Below are 1,287 nucleotides of genomic sequence, written 5' to 3'. Positions count from 1 at the left end.
CCGAGCCGAACCAGCAAGCCTGGCACGGCCACCATGCCCGCCGATCCGCCTCATCTCCGCGGTCGACAGCGAAAACCGCCAAGAATCAGTCGATTCAACAACCCGCGCACAGGTCTCGTGATACCAGCCTCATGAAGTTTTGACCTGTTTGAGGTAGGGATATGCGGTGAGGCTGGCGACGCGCGCCTCTCGGCGAGAAGGTCGTTCCAAGCCTTGGCGCAGGCGTCGACGATCGCGGACACGTCGGCGAAGACGCGGTGGGAGAGGTATCTTTCCTTCAGGTGGAGCCAGACGCGTTCGACCGGGTTCAGTTCCGGCGAGTACGGTGGCAGATGCACGAGGCTGACGTTCGCCGGCACCCTCAGCCGCCCGGTCACGTGCCAGCCCGCCTTGTCCATGACGAGGATGGCGTGGACGTTCGGGGCGAGTGAGGCCGAGAACGCGTCGAGGAAGAGGCTCATCATCGCGGTGTCGGCGTGAGGCAAGACGAGGCCGAAGGCGTCGTCGGTGCCGGGGCGGACGGCGCCGTAGATGTAGACCGACTCGAACCGCTTGTCGGTCGGGGCGACCGGGCGCTGGCCTCTCTGGTACCAGACGCGGGCGTTTCGCCCCTTCTGGCCAACCCGGGCTTCGTCCTCGAACCAGAGTTGGACGTCGGCATCGCGGTGGCGGCGGACGATCCGCTTCACCGCTCTCGCCAGCCCCCTTTTTGAAAGTCCCGTTGCGCCGCCGGGTCGGACTGCGGATGGCGGGGCCGGGTCTTCTGGTGCGACAGGTCGAGCCCCTTCATCAGCCGGAGCATGCCCGCCTCGGTGTAGTCCACCCCGAACCGCTCCGAGCAGATGCGACAGACGTCGGCGACCCGCCAAGCCGAGACGCCGTCCGTCTCGGGGTCCGGGCCGCGCAGGATCATCGCCTTCAGGACCGCCTGCTCGCCCTCGCCGAGCCGTGTGCGCCGTCCGGATCGCGGCCGATCGGAAAGGCCGGCGATACCGTCGGCGTTGAAGCGATGAACCCAATCCCTCAGCGTCTGGCGATCCATGCCCGCGGCCTCCGCCGCCGCCTGCCGGCTCATGCCGGAGAGGGCATTGGCGATGGCCAGGAGCCGCGCTGCCACGCGCCCGTCGGCTTCGAGCCGCGCATGTCGCCGAAGCTCGCCGACCTCGATGTCCGTTCTGATCGCCAGCCCGTTCCGCATGATCTGGTCCTCCCACGAGGACCAGAGAATCTGCTTCGCGCCGCGAAGGGAATCCCCCACGAGTCAGAAATTCGTTCGGCTGGTATTAC

At 67.2% G+C, this 1,287-nt stretch carries 2 protein-coding genes; both read right to left on the bottom strand.

Annotated elements, in window-relative coordinates; genetic code table 11:
* Positions 1–50 precede the first annotated feature (50 nt).
* Positions 51–689 carry an IS630 family transposase gene (locus A33M_RS21720; RefSeq protein ID WP_157223625.1) on the bottom strand — a complete coding sequence of 213 codons (639 nt, stop codon included), beginning with the start codon at positions 687–689 and terminating at the stop codon, positions 51–53.
* Positions 686–1,258 (bottom strand): winged helix-turn-helix domain-containing protein, encoded by a 573-nt coding sequence (locus A33M_RS21715; protein WP_083850605.1) that lies wholly within the window; start codon positions 1,256–1,258, stop codon positions 686–688. Before A33M_RS21715 ends, A33M_RS21720 begins: the two co-directional genes overlap by 4 nt.
* Positions 1,259–1,287: the final 29 nt, after the last annotated feature.

It is taken from the genome of Rhodovulum sp. PH10, assembly GCF_000293785.1.
Taxonomy (GTDB): domain Bacteria; phylum Pseudomonadota; class Alphaproteobacteria; order Rhizobiales; family Xanthobacteraceae; genus Rhodoplanes.
The sequence above is the reverse complement of the archived record's forward strand: the minus strand, read 5'-3'. Positions and strand labels throughout refer to the sequence as shown.